This is a genomic window from Desulfotomaculum sp. OF05-3 (genome assembly GCF_003435535.1).
Lineage (GTDB): Bacteria > Bacillota > Clostridia > Lachnospirales > Lachnospiraceae > Pilosibacter > Pilosibacter fragilis.
This window is the reverse complement of sequence record NZ_QWGO01000010.1, coordinates 24,119-38,573: the sequence shown is the minus strand read 5'-3', so window position 1 is coordinate 38,573 and position 14,455 is coordinate 24,119. Positions and strand designations below refer to the sequence as shown.

Genomic DNA, 14,455 nt, shown 5'->3' with positions numbered 1-14,455 from the left:
TGTTACGCCTCCCCTTTCAGTGCTTTTTTCGCTTCCTCGCGCTGTTTCCAGCCTGCCATGAACCGCTCGGCCGTCACAAACAGGATCAGAACTGCCTGGATAATGGAAACCAGCTCGTTCTGGACGTCGGAACGTCTCGACATTAAGTCTGCGCCGACACGGATATACGCAAGGAAAAATGCCGCGAACGGTACCATCTTCGGATTATTGCCGGACAGGATCGCGATGATAACACCATCCCACGCATAGGACGGGGAATCCTGCCAGTTGAAACGCTGGTACATTCCCATCTGCTCGACTGCGCCGCCAAGACCCGCAACGGCACCCGCAATGACCTGGGTCATGATGATGACACGGCTGGTACGGATTCCGGAATACTTTGCGAACTCCGGATTGCTTCCTGAGATGCGGACCTCATAACCAAACTTCGTCTTGTATACAAGAATATATAACAGGATCACCGCTGCAATGGCGATGAGATATCCCACATGGAAGTTCGTTCCGGAGATCAGCTTTCCGAGAGATGCTGTTGCCTGATATTTCTTCGACGCAAAGGTTCCCGCCTCACGGTCAGCAAGGAACTTTGTCACGTTGTAGATCCCAAGGTAAAAGAACACGTAGTTGAACATTAAGGAAGTTACCAGCTCATTCGTGTGGAAATACACCTTTAAGAGCGCCGGGATACTTCCGATCAGCCCACCCACAGCCGCAGCCGCGATCATGATCACGATCGGGTGTACTGCGAACGGCAGGGATGTCTTGATGGCGAGAGCCGCTGTCACAACAGCGCCCGTGTAGAGACATGCGTCCGCAATCATGGAGAAGTTGCCGGACTTGAATACAAGTCCCAGGGCAAGTCCCGTAAAGATCAACGGTACGCTGCTGGCAAACACTTCAAAAAAGTGACGTTTGGACTGCAGCGGTCCTAAAAACAGGTTATAGATCGCGGTCACCGGCTCCTCACTGACTGCGAAGATCACCGCTACCGACAAAGCGATGGCAATGGCAAACGCACAGAGAAGTCTTACGATCGTAAATTTTTTATTCACAGTAAGCACCTCCGATCTGCTCCTTGGAATCTTCTTTTACACCCAGCATATAAAGACCGAGCTCATTCTCTGACGTATTTTTCACATCGGAGATATGACCGACGATGCGGCCCTCATGCATGACAAGGATCGTATCACTTAAGGAAAGAATCTCGCTTAAGTCCGCGGATACAAGCAAGATCGCTTTCTTTCTGCTTCTCATGTCCACGATCTTCTTACGGATAAACTCGATGGCTCCGACATCGATACCTCTGGTCGGCTGGTTCATAATCAGAAGATCCGGTTCATAATCGAACTCACGTCCCACAACGACTTTCTGGACATTACCGCCGGAGAGCTCCGCGATGGACTGCTTGGAGTTATCGAATTTTACAAGGAACTCTTTTAAGATCCGGTTCGTAAACTCGCTGATCTTTTTGCTGTCCAGGAGTCCGTGGGTCTTTAATTTGTCGGTATAGTAGACCTTGGAGATCGCGTTGTCCTCCAGGGAAAGCTTCGGAGCCGTGCCGAATTTCATACGGTCCTCGGAAACGTGGGAGATTCCCGCTTCCTGGCGTGCGAGCACCGGGGCGTTGGAGATGTCCTTTCCATTCATTGTAATCGTTCCCTGCTGCTGTTTTAAGGTCCCGACGATGGCCTCGACAAGCTCCGACTGTCCGTTTCCGTCGATTCCTGCGATTCCTAATATCTGACCTTCTCTGATAGAGAAGGAGACATGATCCAGTCTCGTCTTTCCGAACTGGTCCACATAGACCATATCTTTCACAGAGAATACGGTCTTTCCCGGCTCCATCTCTTCCTTTTCAATGTCCAGGCTGACATCACGGCCTACCATCAGGCGAGAGATCTCATGCTCGTCGAGATCCGAGATCTCGTAGGTTCCCATGGTCTTTCCGTCCCGGAGGATCGTCATACGGTTGCAGAGTGCCTTGACTTCGTTTAATTTGTGGGAGATAAAGATGATCGTGTGGCCGTTTTCTCTTAAAAGTTTTAACTGTTCAAATAATTCTTCTGTTTCCTGTGGTGTCAGCACGGCTGTCGGCTCGTCCAGGATCAGAATATGGGCACCCCGGTAGAGTGCCTTTAAGATCTCAAGTTTCTGACGCATGGCAAGAGAAATGTCCTCGACCTTTTCCTTCGCCTCTACCTTCAGATTGTATTTGTCGGAAAGCTCCGTAGTGATCCGCACCGCCTCTTTCCGGTCTACCTTAAATGCAGTTCCTGTCTCTGCGCCGAGAATCAGGTTCTCCGCAACGGTCATGGACGGAACCTGCATGAAATGCTGGTGTACCATGCCGAGTCCGGCCGCGATCGCGTCGCTGGATGATGAGAAATGTACCTCTTTTCCATCCACGAAGATCTGGCCCTCCGTCGGTGCCAGCATGCCAAACAGCATCTTCATTAAGGTAGATTTTCCCGCGCCGTTTTCGCCGACGAGGGCATGGATCTCACCCTTTTTGATCTGCAGATTGACATTATGGTTTGCCACAACGCCGCCCGGATAAACTTTTGTGATGTTCCGGGCCTCTAAAATGATCTCCTGCTCCATTGTTTCCTCCAAGTAAGGCATCTTTGTCTGCCTGTGAAAGTGGTTCCTGTTCGTAAATTCCTGAGTCGCAAATATATTGCAAATGCGGACATTGGACTGCGCCCGCGTAAATGTAAAAATCTCCTGCGATTCGCGGGTAGATACGGGGCGATGGACGGCCCGTTCCCCAGAGTTTCCGGAGGACCAGACGATTCCAACGTACCCTATATCTCTCCGCATGAATACAGGAGATAAAGACTCGCTGCCCCGACATGCCTCTTCTTGTTTTCATTAGCATGAAAACAAGAAGCTATGGGCGTTTACTGAGCTCCGTTGATGATTCCCTTCAGAGTTGCCTCATCCATACCATAAGCGGAATCAACGGTAACCTCGCCTGCGAGCAGCTTCTCTTTTGCATCCTCGACAGCCTTCTTCGCATCATCGGAAACAACAGACTGGTAAATATCGTTGTCAGCAAGACCTACAACGCCGTCCTCGATTCCAAGGATCTGGTACTCACCGTACGGAAGTGTTCCGTCAACTGCCTTCTCTACTGCATTGTAGATGCTGTCGCCAACGCCCTTGATCGCGGAAGAGATGATGAAGTTTGCCTCATCCTTGCCCTCGTAAGCAAGCGCCTGGTCGGAGTCAACGCCGATGCAGTACTTCTTGCTTTCTGCTGCTGCCTCGATAACACCTACGGATGCCGGACCTGCTGCTACGAATACAACGTCAGCGCCGTTGGAGTACTGAGTGATTGCAAGCTCTTTTGCTGTTGCGGAGTCAACATAGGAACCAACGTAGGAAACAAGTACCTTCACATCCGGATCTACGAACTGAGCACCCTCAATGAAGCCTACTGCAGAGTCGTTGATAACGGCTGCTGTATCCTTTGCGCCTACAAAACCGATGACGTTTTCCTCGTTTGCGTATTCCATATCGGACTTTGTCGCACTTGCTGCAAGAACGCCTGCAAGGAATGCGCCCTCGTTCTGCTTGTAGCTCATGGAGTATACGTTGCTTAAATCACCAAGTGTGTAGTCAACATCTGTATCGAAGATGATGAACTTCTTCTCCGGGAACTCCTGAGCGACCTTCTCTGTGATCTCCTTCATATCCCAGAGACCTGTAATGATAAGGTCTGCATCGGACTCACAAGCGTCTAACATGGAACCTTCGAACTTTGTCTTGTCGCTGCCCATCTCGACCATGTTTACTTCAACCTTGTCGCCAAGCTCAGCCTCAAGCTTTTCCATACCGGCCTGTGCGGAGTCGTTGAATGCCTTATCGCCGAAGGAACCGGTAACAAGAAGTGTTACTTTTAACTTCTCGCCGTTTGTCTCAGCCTTTGCTGCCTCTGCAGTTGTCTCAGCAGCTGCTGCGGTTGTCTCGCCTGCTGCTGCAGTTGTCTCGGTCTTGCTCTCGCTTGCGCATCCGAACAGCATGGAAGCTGTCATAGCCATTGCAAGTGTGCTGCATAAGAATTTCTTTTTCATAATTAGTTGTTCTCCTTTTCGTAAAAAGTTGATTTATTCAAACTATCCAGAGTTTCCAGATAATTTTTCTTGTTCATCACCGGCTTGAACGCCTCTTTGATCTTCCACGCGGACGCACCGCCGTCGGATAAGAGATCTGCCACGGTATCTGCAAAATAATGAGCCGGGACACAGTATGCCTGCTCCGGATCCGCCGTCTTAAAATCTTTTCCGTGAATGCTGCCCTCAAATCCGGCAACACCGATCTCAACGATCGGCCACATAAGGGATAAGTCTCCCATATCTCCGGAAGCGAAGCCGTGGGTTCCCTGGGCGATCATGCTCTCGTCGATATAATCTAAAATGTGTTTCTTCACAAGCTCTGTCAGGTTCTCGTCCTGATGGAGCGGGAAATATCCCGGTGTATCCTGGATCTCAAGATCACAGTTGATCGCAAGTGCTCCGGCGCGGATCGCGCGGGTCACTTTCGCGTTTGTCTCAAAGATCGCCGGAACTGTCTTCGCCCGGACATACATCTCAAGCTGTGTTCTTCCCGGAACCGTATTGACGGACTGACCACCTTCCGGCACATAGAAATGGACGCGGATCGCGTCATCTGCTCGGAAAGTCTCTCTCAGAAAGTTGATCCCTGTCATGGCAAGGTTTACCGCGTTGAGCGCATTCACACCGCCTTCCGGGTTTGCGCCTGCGTGGGACGCTTTACCGGTGAAGATCGCACGCTTCATGATAAAGCCGTTTAAGCTGGAGCCGATCTCCGCATGATACTTTGTCATATCGATCCCCATAGCGTGGCAGGATAACATGATGTCCACATCATCAAAAATGCCTGTGGCGATCATCTCCTGCTTGCCTGACGGGTGGGAGATCTTTCCTTCCTTAATAAGCCCCTTCCGGTAATCCATATCGCAGAACTCCTCCGCCGGCGTCACGAGAAGTGTGACCTTTCCGCAGAGATCCTTTAACATACCGGATTCCCTGATGGCTAAAAATAAGCTCATCATAACGCCCAGCTGACCGTAGTGGCCGCAGGTATGAGCCGCGCAGCTGTCCTCACTGGCGTACGGATGTCCGAAGGTCGGAACCGCGTCGAATTCCGTGATCAGGCCGATATTCGGCCCCGGCTTTCCGGAGTCTAAGACTGCCCGGATTCCCGTGTATGCGACATCTTCATGCGGAATCCCCGCCTTGTCGAGTGCCTCGATCGCCTTTTTTCTTGTTCTGAACTCCTTAAATCCGAGCTCCGGATGACAGTAAATATCTTCGCTCATTGCGATGATCTCCGGCAGGATCTGATCTAATGCTTCATGAACTGATTTCATGGTGTTTCCTCCTTCACTATACCTGTGCAGGCCGGATGCAGAGCCCTTCACGACAGTCTGCCTGAAATTCCTTAGAAGTCCCCATTACACAAAAAAGGTCTGCAAATGCAGACTTTTTTACGGGTTACTCAGGCAACTAATGAGTCAGTATAGTGCAGAAAATATCATAACGAGTTTTATAGGCAGATGTCAAGATTTTTCTTTGTTTTTTCTATGTTTTTCTATGTTTTTTCGGCAGCTTCAGACCATATTCCGTCTCTCAGAATAGAACGCGCCAACTCCGTAACCGGAATCGGCGCGTTCTGCATATCAGGTATATGAGAGGGATTTAGTAGATGATATTTACAAGTCCGGTTGAGCAAATCGGGATAAATGTAAGGATCAGAAGGCAGCCGAATAACAGTGCATAAAACGGAACGGCTTCCTTGATGAAATCCTTTGTGGAACACTTTGTAACACCGCAGGTTACAAACATTAATGTTCCCATCGGCGGTGTGAAAGCACCGATGGCGTTTGCGAAAATAAATACCATTGCGAAGTGAATCGGATCGATTCCGTATGCTGTCGCAGCCGGCGCAAATAACGGCACGAGAACAATCATGCTGGCATTCCCTTCTACGAACATGCCGACAAAGATCAGGAAGATATCAACAGCAACAAGGAAAATCCATTTATTATGGATCACAGAGATCATCCACTGGGTAAACATCTGCGGGATCATCTCTTTTGTGAGGATCCAGGAGAATGTGGATGCCGCAGCAACGATCAGCATGATGGATGACGTTGTCATAAGAGTCTCTTTTAAGCCCTGACGAATTTCATTCGGTCCCAACTCTCTGTAGCCGAATCCGAGGACAGCAGCATATACGATCGCAACAGCACCGGCCTCTGTGGCTGTGAAGATGCCGAGACGAACGCCGCCGATGATGATGATCGGAAGGCATAACGGGAGAATTGCCGGTTTAAAGGATGTCCAGAACATGGATCCTGTCATTTTCTCCTTGCGAAGCGGAAGATATCCGCGCTTCTTGGAGATTTTTGATACCATGAACATCATGGTCGCGCAGAGAAGAATTCCCGGTCCGAAACCTGCGATAAACAATTTACCGATGGACACGTTCGCAATACATCCATAAAGGATCAGTCCGATTCCCGGTGGGATCAGCGGAGTGATCATACTGGAGGCTGCGGTAACTACTGTGGAGAATGCACGTCCGATTCCTTTTGCTTCCATCTCCGGAACGAGCATCTTTGCCTCCATCGCCGCATCCGCAAGTGCGGAACCGGAAAGTCCTCCCATCAACGTACTTAATAAGATATTTACCTGGGAAAGTCCGCCGTACATTCTTCCGGTCAGTACGGAGCAGAAGTCCATGATCCGTTTTGTAACGCCCGTGTAGTTCATCAGAACACCAGCACATACGAAGAACGGAATTGCGAGAAGTGTCACGCTCTCAGATCCGGTGATTGCCTGCTGGGCAAATACCGCCGGATTGATTCCCGGAGTCATAATAAAATAAACGACTGAAGCTCCTAATACAGCCACGAATACCGGAATTTTCAAAAACAGCAGCACTAGGAGGATCAATGACATAATTCCAACAGATGAATTCATTACTTTTCCTCCTTTCCTTTGAAAAGTTCTTTTAACTCGTAATATTTTTCTTCCGTATAGCTGATCAGCATCAGCACAATGGAGGCTGGGGCAATCGCATAGATCCATGCATATGGGATCATAAGGATCGGAGTCTTGCGGTTTGTACGCAGCATTACATTGATATAATCTTTGCTTCTAAATAAGAAATAAACAAGTACTGCATATACGATTACTGGAATCAGAAGTTCTATAATCTTGCGAATATTTTTCGGAAGTGCATCTACTAAAATCTCAATCGCCACATGGCTCTTTGTGCGGAACGCAGCTGGCGCTGCCAGGAATGTGATCCATACCATGCATGCAAGCTGAAACTCTTCCTCCCAGGTAAATGGCTGGCTGAAGATATAACGCATCGGCACACCGACAAATGTCACGCCGATCAAAACCGCCAGTACCAGAGATGCCACAGCGACTTCAATTCTGTCCAGAATATCCAGAATTTTTTTCATCGTTTATCACCATCCTTATCTATGGGAGCTACCGCAAGTGGCAGCCCCCCCCTGACAGACTTTTTCTTACTGGATTGCAGCTTTTACGGTATCATACAGACCATCGCTCCATCCGAACTGAGAACCTTTTTCATAGAAGGAAAGGCTTGCTTCCTTCCACTGAGCCCTCTCATCGTCGGTAAGCTCTGTGAATGTTACACCAGCATCTTCCAGTTTCTTTTTGTAATCATCGTTGGCTGCTGCCTGAAGATCGTTGTTATAGAGACCAGCCTCCTCACATGTCTTGAATAACAGGTCCTGCTGCTCCTGTGTTAAGGTGTTGAGGTAATCTGTTCCGATACACCAGGTCGTAAAGTTTAAGATATGTCCTGTCATAAGGATGTTTTTCGTAACTTCCTGGAAACTCTGTCCGTATAATGTGGAAAGTGGGTTCTCAACGCCATCAAGAGTACCATTCTGTAAGGATGTATATACATCGCCAAGCGCCATCGGCACTGCAGTTGCTCCAAGCGCATTAAATCCCTCTACATATATCTGGCTGTTCGCAAGACGGATCTTTTTACCTTTGATATCTGCTGGTACAACGACTTTATCTTTTGTCATAAGTTCACGCTCGCCGTATACCCAGTTGGATCCGAGAACAGTAAGTCCCTTATTCGCGAGTTTTCCGCACTGCTCTTTATACCAATCACTGTCAATCAGTTTCCAAACCTCATCCCAATCGTCAAAGAAGAATGGTCCATAGAGAATTCCAAGATCCGGTACACCGTAATCTGCATAGTACGCGCCATCTGCAATCGTGATAACATTCTCGCCCATAACCATCTGGTCGATCAGTTTACTCTTATTGCCGAGTGCACTGTTGGCGAATACCTTGAGTTCCATGGTTCCGTTACTTTCTTCTTTTAAGAGTTCAGCCCATTTCTCAACGGCCTGTCCGATCGGCTCTTCTGTTGTATTTTCAAAGCCGATATTGATCGTTACAACATCACCAGGTGCTGCCGACTCTGATGCTGCGGTTGTTCCTTCTGCTTTTGCTTCAGCTGCGGTTGTCTCTGCCGATGCTGCTGTTGTACTTGTGGATGCGCTGCTATCACAAGCGCTGAGTAACATAGATGCGCATACTGCTGCGGATACGGCCGCCATTGCTTTTTTCTTCATAAGTATATTCCTCCCATTTATAAATACATTTTTTGTTTCTTGGATCAAAACTGAAATTCAGCTTTTACGATCTCCCCATAGTTCCTATCCAGATCTTCAAATGCTTCCCCGGCATGATCTACGGAATATGTTCTGGAAATAAGTTTTGTGAGATCCACAAATCCTTCACGGACAAGCTTTAAAACTGACCGGAAATCATCGGAGGTTGCGCCCCTGGATCCGTATATATTTAACTCTTTTCTCTGAACTTCCAGGAAATTGAAATCTGCATTATGTTTTGCGACACCGATCACAACCATCTTACCGTGGCTTGCAACTGCCTTTACGCAGGCCAGAAAGGTGGACGAAGCACCGACTGCCTCTACGGTCGCGTCAAAACCGTCCCCGTTTGTGATCGTCTTAATAAATTCTTCCAGTTTTTCCGGACTGTCATTGACAAATCCACCATCAAGGCCAAAATCCTCAACTGCTTTCTTTACCTTTTCCTCAGCGATATCCGTGATGTAAGCTTTCGCCCCGTAGCTCTTTGCCGCTACACCTGCGAGGATTCCGATTGCTCCTGCACCAAAGATCAGTACCTTATCATCAGGTTTTAACTGTGCTCTGGAAACACCGTGATAGCTGATACAAAACGGTTCTACGAGAGCCAGTTCCTTCGAATCAATTCCTGTTCCATCAAACAATCGCTCCACCGGCATTGTAAAGTAGTCGCTGAACGCCCCTTCTCTCTGTACGCCCATGGTCTCGTTGTGGATACAGGCATTTACATATCCGCGCCTGCAGGAATAGCAGGTTCCGCAGTTGAAGTACGGGTTTCCGGTTACCAGCATTCCTTTTTTGATTCCATATGGATTCTCGCCAACCTCTACGACTTCCGCTGCGAATTCATGTCCGATGGTTCTCGGATAGCTGACGTATGCGGATTGTCCGCGATAGGAAGCGAGATCACTTCCGCAGATACCGCCGCAAACCATTTTTAACAGTACCTCTCCCTGTTTCGGGACCGGAACCTCTCTTTCTGCTGTGACAGCTTTCCAGGGTTCCGGAATGACGATTGCTCTCATTTTAAGATCACCTCTGATTATTTAACTTCTGTCATAAACTCATGTAAGAAGCGGAAGCCCCAGCCTTCACCCTCACGTGGGCGAGCGAAACCGTTGTCGATCACCATCGGATTATCGATGATCGCATCGATCCAGTCGAAGCTCTCTGCGCCGTATGGGTTCGCAACTGTGCAGAGGAGCGGAACATCGTAGTCTTTGTAATAGTGCGGAAGTACCGGGATGTTGTAAGCGTTTGCAAGTGCTGCGCTGTCTCTCCATGCCTCTACACCGCCAAGGCGGATCAGATCCGGCTGCCATAAGTCAAGGGCACGTCTTCCGATCAGCTCACGGAGAGCAACTGTGGAATACTCTCTCTCTCCCATCGCAAGACTGATCTTTGTCTTTGCATGGATCGTCGCGTATCCTTCAAAATCTGTATTTACCACCGGTTCCTCAAACCAGAAGATTCCGAGATGTTCCACATTGCTGATCAGCTTGATCGCGGACGGAACATCCATACCCTGATTTGCGTCCATCATGATCTTCATATTCGGGCCGGTCGCCTCTCTCACGAGGTTTAATCTGCGGATATCGCGCTCCATATCCGGGCTTCCTACTTTGATCTTAACTGCTGTAAATCCGCGTTTCTGGTAGTTTACTACCTCGTCAACAAGCTCTTCGTCGCTATAGCTGATCCATCCGCCGCTTCCGTATACCGGGATCGGTTTTCTATGGCAGCCAAACATGCGGTAGATCGGCTGTCCCATAGTTCTTGCCCATGCGTCCCACATTGCTACGTTTAATGTGGCGAGTGCCCATCTCTGAAGTCCTACGATTCCGAAGTATTCACTCTCGATCTCATAGTCTTTCTGGGCCTGTGCGGTCTCATATACATGATAATCTCTCTCAAGAACGAATTTCTTCATATCTTTTAAAGCGCCCTCGATTGCGTTCGGACTGTAGTGGAAGCTTAAAAGATAGCCCTGACCGATCACTCCGCCTTTCGTCTCGACCTCGAGAACGTAGAAAGCAATCTTGCTGATATCATGTGTGGAATCTGCGATCGGATGACTCAGCTTGCTGACAGCCTGATAAATACGTATATCTTTAATGTGTGTTTCGTTTTCGTTCATTTTTTGCTTCCTCCTGTTATTTTACTGACATGTTTTTTTGCTATGTGATATATCTAACTGTATATTACATCAATAGTTGATATATTTCAATGCTTTTTTTTGAATTTTATATTGCAATTTGTCACAAACTTATATATGCTTATTACAGCACATTTACCAAATGGGAGGATCATAATGGCAGAAGCATTGACAAATCAAGCATATGAATATCTCTATCAAAAGATCGTTTCCTGCGAATATCTGCCCGGTCAGGAATTAAATGAAAAGCAGTTGTTGGAGGAGACCTCTTTCGGAAGGACTCCGCTTCGTGAAGCACTACTCATGCTGCAGGCTGAAAATTTAATCGATATCTTTCCTCGAAAAGGTATGCGGATCACGCCTTTTACAGAGAAAAATATCGATGATCTTTATCAAACACGCAAACTGATCGAGCCGACAGTCTGCCGGAAATATCTTACAATGTATTCCAAAAACAAATTGCTGGAATTCCAGAAGCAGTTTGAAAAGGCGGAGAATGGTCCTGATTTCGATGAATTTAAGATTGATACCTCCTTCCATTCGTATCTGATTGACATTACAGAAAACAGCATTCTGATCAATATGTACCATTCTGTTATGGTCCAGCAGATGCGTCTTGCCATGTACGCTGCACTTAAAGATGACCGAAATCGCGTCGGGAACCTTGAACAGCACCGCGCAATCATTGATGCGCTCTTGAGGGAAAACGGAGAAGACGTACAGGATGCCATTATTCTGCATATCAATCACTCTTTAATCAAATCTCTAAAAATGATTAAAAACGAAGATTGACCGTTGTATATATGTCAAATAAAACAGATCTGGCACATATATGGAAAGACTGCTGTGATCCGCCTCTGTCCGGGGTTAGTGATCACAACAGCCTTTTTCATCCATGTATAATGTTGTTTCTATAAAATTTCGAACTTCTTAAACGCGTCCGTTGCGCTCATTCCGCCCTCGATGGCAGCGCGGACTTTCTTTTCTCCGGCCGCCTTTTCCAGCGCTTTTTCAATGCACTCTGTCGCTATTTCCTTTGGAATGATCAATACACCATCCATATCACCGAATACAATATCGCCGTCATGGATCGTCACCTGACCGATTTCAATCGCGCAGCGGAAGTCCACCACATTTGTCCGGATCGAAGAATCCTGCGCCCAGCGTCCTCTCGCAAAAACCGGAAAGTTCTGCGCAAGTACCTGCGGCGTATCTCTCGTGTAACCGTCAAGAACTGCTCCCACAGCCCCCCTCGTTCTCGCTGTCGCAGTGAGAAGTTCTCCCCAAAGCGCGCTGTTTCCCGCGCCGGTAGCAATATAGATCTCATCCTCCTTCAGCTGATCCAGAGCCTCTGTCAGAAGTCCGAACGGTTTTTTCTGCGCTTCATATACATTATGTTCCAGGATTGTACACGCTCTTCCGGCTAATTTCATGTCATCCTTTAACGGCATGATCTCCGGCGGCAGGAACTGATGATTATAACCCATTGTATCCAGAATATCGCCTACTACCGGAGTGTACAGTTTCTCTTTCATGAGCCCAAAAAGCTCTTTGTCATCGGTCCACATACTCATTGTGCATTTTCTCCTTTATTTTTAATATATTATTTGTATTATAGTGCAACTTGTGATATAATTCAATCATATTTTTATGTATTGTGATATATCTATGATTCTATCAACCTTTTACCTCAGGAGAATGGCTATGATTATTACGAAATTTGAGACATGGTGGGTAACTCGTGACAAGTGTCTGTTCGATGAAAAACGTCAGGGCGGAGCAAAAATGGGCTGGGATGTTTTCGCAATTAAGCTGACTGCCGATGACGGCACAGAGGGGATTGCAACCTGTATGGCTGCCCGCAGCGGCGGTGTCACCGAAAGCTATCTTCATGACAGCATCGCCCCGATCCTGCTCGGGCGCGATCCCCATGACCGGGAAACACTCTTCTATGAATTATGGAATGTGGATCGCCATGAAGCGTTCTTCCCGGTATTTCTTCCGGGACCGGTGGATGTAGCGCTCTGGGACATGTGCGCGAAGGCTGCCGGTCTTCCGCTTTACAAGTACATCGGCGCTTACCGTACCAAACTTCCAGTGTATGCCAGCGGAAATTTCCATGCTACTGTACAGGAATATGTGGACGAAGCTCTCTACTACAAGAACAAAGGAATTTTAGGATACAAGGCTCATCCGGGCGGACCTGTCGAATTTGATATGAAGGTTCACGAGGCTGTACGGGAGGCTGTAGGGCCGGGTTACACTTTGATGAGTGATCCGGTAGGCGAATATACCTTAGATGATGCGGTACGCGTCGCAAGACAGTTAGAGCGTCTTGGTTACGAATGGTTCGAAGAGCCATTCCGCGATTTCGAACTCTACAAATACACGGAACTCTGCAAAACTGTCGATATTCCGATCGCGGCCACAGAGACAACCCGCGGCTGCCACTGGGGTGTTGCTCAAAGTGTTGCTCAGCATGCCGCCGATATCGTACGCGCGGATGTGAGCTGGAAGGATGGTGTCACCGGTACATTAAAGATCGCCCATATGGCCGACAGTTTCGGGTTAAACTGTGAGATCCATACAACGACTATGAACTACATGGATCTTGCCAATGTCCATGTAAGCTGCAGTATCAGAAACTGCAAATATTTTGAATACTTTGTTCCTGAGGACAATTACAGACTTCCGATGAAGGGAGATCTGCCGATCAGGGACGGCTATATCTATGTCCCGGATAAACCAGGCGTCGGTGCCGAGCTTGACTGGGATCTGATCAACGCAAACTGCCACAGCTATCGCTGTCAGAGTTTATAGTTACTGATTTTTCAGGAGGTACATCATCATGAAAGAATTAGAAGAACGCGTCGGCATCGTTACCGGCGGAAGCAGTGGAATCGGGTACGCGATTGCAAATGTACTGGCTGAAAATGGTGCTGCTGTATATGTTATCAGCCGTACCGGAAAAGTCAAAGACGGCATTGCGCCGTCCGCCCCGGGTGTCACACACCTCAAAGGTGACGTCACCGATTATGACGGGATGAAACGAATTGTGGATGAGATTGCCGGAAAGTCCGGCCTCGATTTTATTGTAAATAACGCCGGTATTACAAAAAAAGCCCGGGCCGAGGTATTTCCGATGGATGATTTTAAGCACATTCTTGATGTGGATGTGACAAGTCTGTTCGCTCTGAGCCAGATCTGCTACCCATATTTAAAAGAGAGTAAACACAAAGGACGTATCATCAACATCAGCAGCATGGCGGCACATCTCGGCTTCTCTGAGGTCGTTCCCTACTGCGTCAGCAAATCTGCCGTATGCGGCCTGACCCGCGGTCTTGCCGTTGAATGGGCAAATGACAACATCTGTGTCAACAGCATCGCCCCGGGCTGGTTCCCGAGCGAGATGAATAAGCAGGTCATGACACCGGAAAGAAAGGCAGCGATCCTCGCGAGAATGCCTGTTCACGCTTTCGGTGACACAAGAGATCTGGGTGCTATGGCGAAGTTCTTAATTAGCGACGGTGCTACATATATCACAGGACAGGATTTCGCGGTTGATGGCGGCGCACTGGCGTATGGATTCTAATTTTGACTGG

General features: G+C 48.1%; 13 protein-coding genes. 3 read left to right on the top strand and 10 right to left on the bottom strand.

Annotated elements, in window-relative coordinates:
• Positions 1-2: 2 nt before the first annotated feature.
• From DXA87_RS07320 to DXA87_RS07280, 9 genes are all read right to left on the bottom strand, one after another.
• Positions 3-1,049, bottom strand: coding sequence for an ABC transporter permease (locus DXA87_RS07320; protein ID WP_117503706.1), 1,047 nt, complete (start codon positions 1,047-1,049; stop codon positions 3-5).
• Positions 1,042-2,598, bottom strand: coding sequence for an ABC transporter ATP-binding protein (locus DXA87_RS07315; RefSeq protein ID WP_117470506.1), 1,557 nt, complete (start codon positions 2,596-2,598; stop codon positions 1,042-1,044). The genes DXA87_RS07320 and DXA87_RS07315 overlap by 8 nt, the downstream gene beginning before the upstream one ends.
• Before the next feature lie 299 nt (positions 2,599-2,897).
• Positions 2,898-4,073, bottom strand: coding sequence for a BMP family ABC transporter substrate-binding protein (locus DXA87_RS07310; protein WP_117503705.1), 1,176 nt, complete (start codon positions 4,071-4,073; stop codon positions 2,898-2,900).
• A gap of 2 nt (positions 4,074-4,075) precedes the next feature.
• A complete protein-coding gene (locus tag DXA87_RS07305) occupies positions 4,076-5,392 on the bottom strand; it encodes an amidohydrolase (protein WP_117470504.1) in 1,317 nt (438 codons plus the stop codon).
• A gap of 328 nt (positions 5,393-5,720) precedes the next feature.
• Positions 5,721-7,007: a TRAP transporter large permease gene (locus DXA87_RS07300; RefSeq protein WP_117503704.1), complete on the bottom strand. Its 1,287-nt coding sequence runs from the start codon at positions 7,005-7,007 to the stop codon at positions 5,721-5,723.
• Complete coding sequence (locus tag DXA87_RS07295; RefSeq protein ID WP_117503703.1) at positions 7,007-7,498, bottom strand: TRAP transporter small permease; 492 nt, start codon at positions 7,496-7,498, stop codon at positions 7,007-7,009. Before DXA87_RS07295 ends, DXA87_RS07300 begins: the two co-directional genes overlap by 1 nt.
• 66 nt (positions 7,499-7,564) lie before the next feature.
• Positions 7,565-8,659: a C4-dicarboxylate TRAP transporter substrate-binding protein gene (locus tag DXA87_RS07290; RefSeq protein ID WP_117503702.1), complete on the bottom strand. Its 1,095-nt coding sequence runs from the start codon at positions 8,657-8,659 to the stop codon at positions 7,565-7,567.
• A gap of 44 nt (positions 8,660-8,703) precedes the next feature.
• Complete coding sequence (locus DXA87_RS07285; RefSeq protein ID WP_117503701.1) at positions 8,704-9,723, bottom strand: alcohol dehydrogenase catalytic domain-containing protein; 1,020 nt, start codon at positions 9,721-9,723, stop codon at positions 8,704-8,706.
• Between the two features lie 17 nt (positions 9,724-9,740).
• Positions 9,741-10,835 (bottom strand): mandelate racemase/muconate lactonizing enzyme family protein, encoded by a 1,095-nt coding sequence (locus DXA87_RS07280; protein WP_117503700.1) that lies wholly within the window; start codon positions 10,833-10,835, stop codon positions 9,741-9,743.
• Positions 10,836-11,009: 174 nt separating this feature from the next.
• Here DXA87_RS07280 and DXA87_RS07275 point away from each other — a divergent pair, with 174 nt between their 5' ends.
• Complete coding sequence (locus DXA87_RS07275; protein WP_117503699.1) at positions 11,010-11,645, top strand: GntR family transcriptional regulator; 636 nt, start codon at positions 11,010-11,012, stop codon at positions 11,643-11,645.
• Between the two features lie 119 nt (positions 11,646-11,764).
• Here the strand turns inward: DXA87_RS07275 and DXA87_RS07270 are convergent, their stop codons facing one another.
• On the bottom strand, positions 11,765-12,427 hold the full coding sequence (locus tag DXA87_RS07270) for an RraA family protein (protein ID WP_117503698.1): 663 nt from the start codon (positions 12,425-12,427) through the stop codon (positions 11,765-11,767).
• 130 nt (positions 12,428-12,557) lie between these two features.
• Here DXA87_RS07270 and DXA87_RS07265 point away from each other — a divergent pair, with 130 nt between their 5' ends.
• Positions 12,558-13,673, top strand: coding sequence for an enolase C-terminal domain-like protein (locus tag DXA87_RS07265; RefSeq protein ID WP_117503697.1), 1,116 nt, complete (start codon positions 12,558-12,560; stop codon positions 13,671-13,673).
• A 28-nt stretch (positions 13,674-13,701) separates the two neighbouring features.
• Positions 13,702-14,445 carry an SDR family oxidoreductase gene (locus tag DXA87_RS07260; RefSeq protein ID WP_117503696.1) on the top strand — a complete coding sequence of 248 codons (744 nt, stop codon included), beginning with the start codon at positions 13,702-13,704 and terminating at the stop codon, positions 14,443-14,445.
• The last annotated feature ends 10 nt before the right edge of the window (positions 14,446-14,455 follow it).

Excerpts from the sequence above, each read along its gene's own strand:
- DXA87_RS07315 (WP_117470506.1), bottom strand. The coding sequence starts at position 2,598 with ATGGAGCAGGAGATCATTTTAGAGGCCCGGAACATCACAAAAGTTTAT.
- DXA87_RS07310 (WP_117503705.1), bottom strand. The coding sequence starts at position 4,073 with ATGAAAAAGAAATTCTTATGCAGCACACTTGCAATGGCTATGACAGCT.
- DXA87_RS07305 (WP_117470504.1), bottom strand. The coding sequence starts at position 5,392 with ATGAAATCAGTTCATGAAGCATTAGATCAGATCCTGCCGGAGATCATC.
- DXA87_RS07300 (WP_117503704.1), bottom strand. The coding sequence starts at position 7,007 with ATGAATTCATCTGTTGGAATTATGTCATTGATCCTCCTAGTGCTGCTG.
- DXA87_RS07295 (WP_117503703.1), bottom strand. The coding sequence starts at position 7,498 with ATGAAAAAAATTCTGGATATTCTGGACAGAATTGAAGTCGCTGTGGCA.
- DXA87_RS07290 (WP_117503702.1), bottom strand. The coding sequence starts at position 8,659 with ATGAAGAAAAAAGCAATGGCGGCCGTATCCGCAGCAGTATGCGCATCT.
- DXA87_RS07285 (WP_117503701.1), bottom strand. The coding sequence starts at position 9,723 with ATGAGAGCAATCGTCATTCCGGAACCCTGGAAAGCTGTCACAGCAGAA.
- DXA87_RS07280 (WP_117503700.1), bottom strand. The coding sequence starts at position 10,835 with ATGAACGAAAACGAAACACACATTAAAGATATACGTATTTATCAGGCT.
- DXA87_RS07275 (WP_117503699.1), top strand. The coding sequence starts at position 11,010 with ATGGCAGAAGCATTGACAAATCAAGCATATGAATATCTCTATCAAAAG.
- DXA87_RS07270 (WP_117503698.1), bottom strand. The coding sequence starts at position 12,427 with ATGAGTATGTGGACCGATGACAAAGAGCTTTTTGGGCTCATGAAAGAG.
- DXA87_RS07265 (WP_117503697.1), top strand. The coding sequence starts at position 12,558 with ATGATTATTACGAAATTTGAGACATGGTGGGTAACTCGTGACAAGTGT.
- DXA87_RS07260 (WP_117503696.1), top strand. The coding sequence starts at position 13,702 with ATGAAAGAATTAGAAGAACGCGTCGGCATCGTTACCGGCGGAAGCAGT.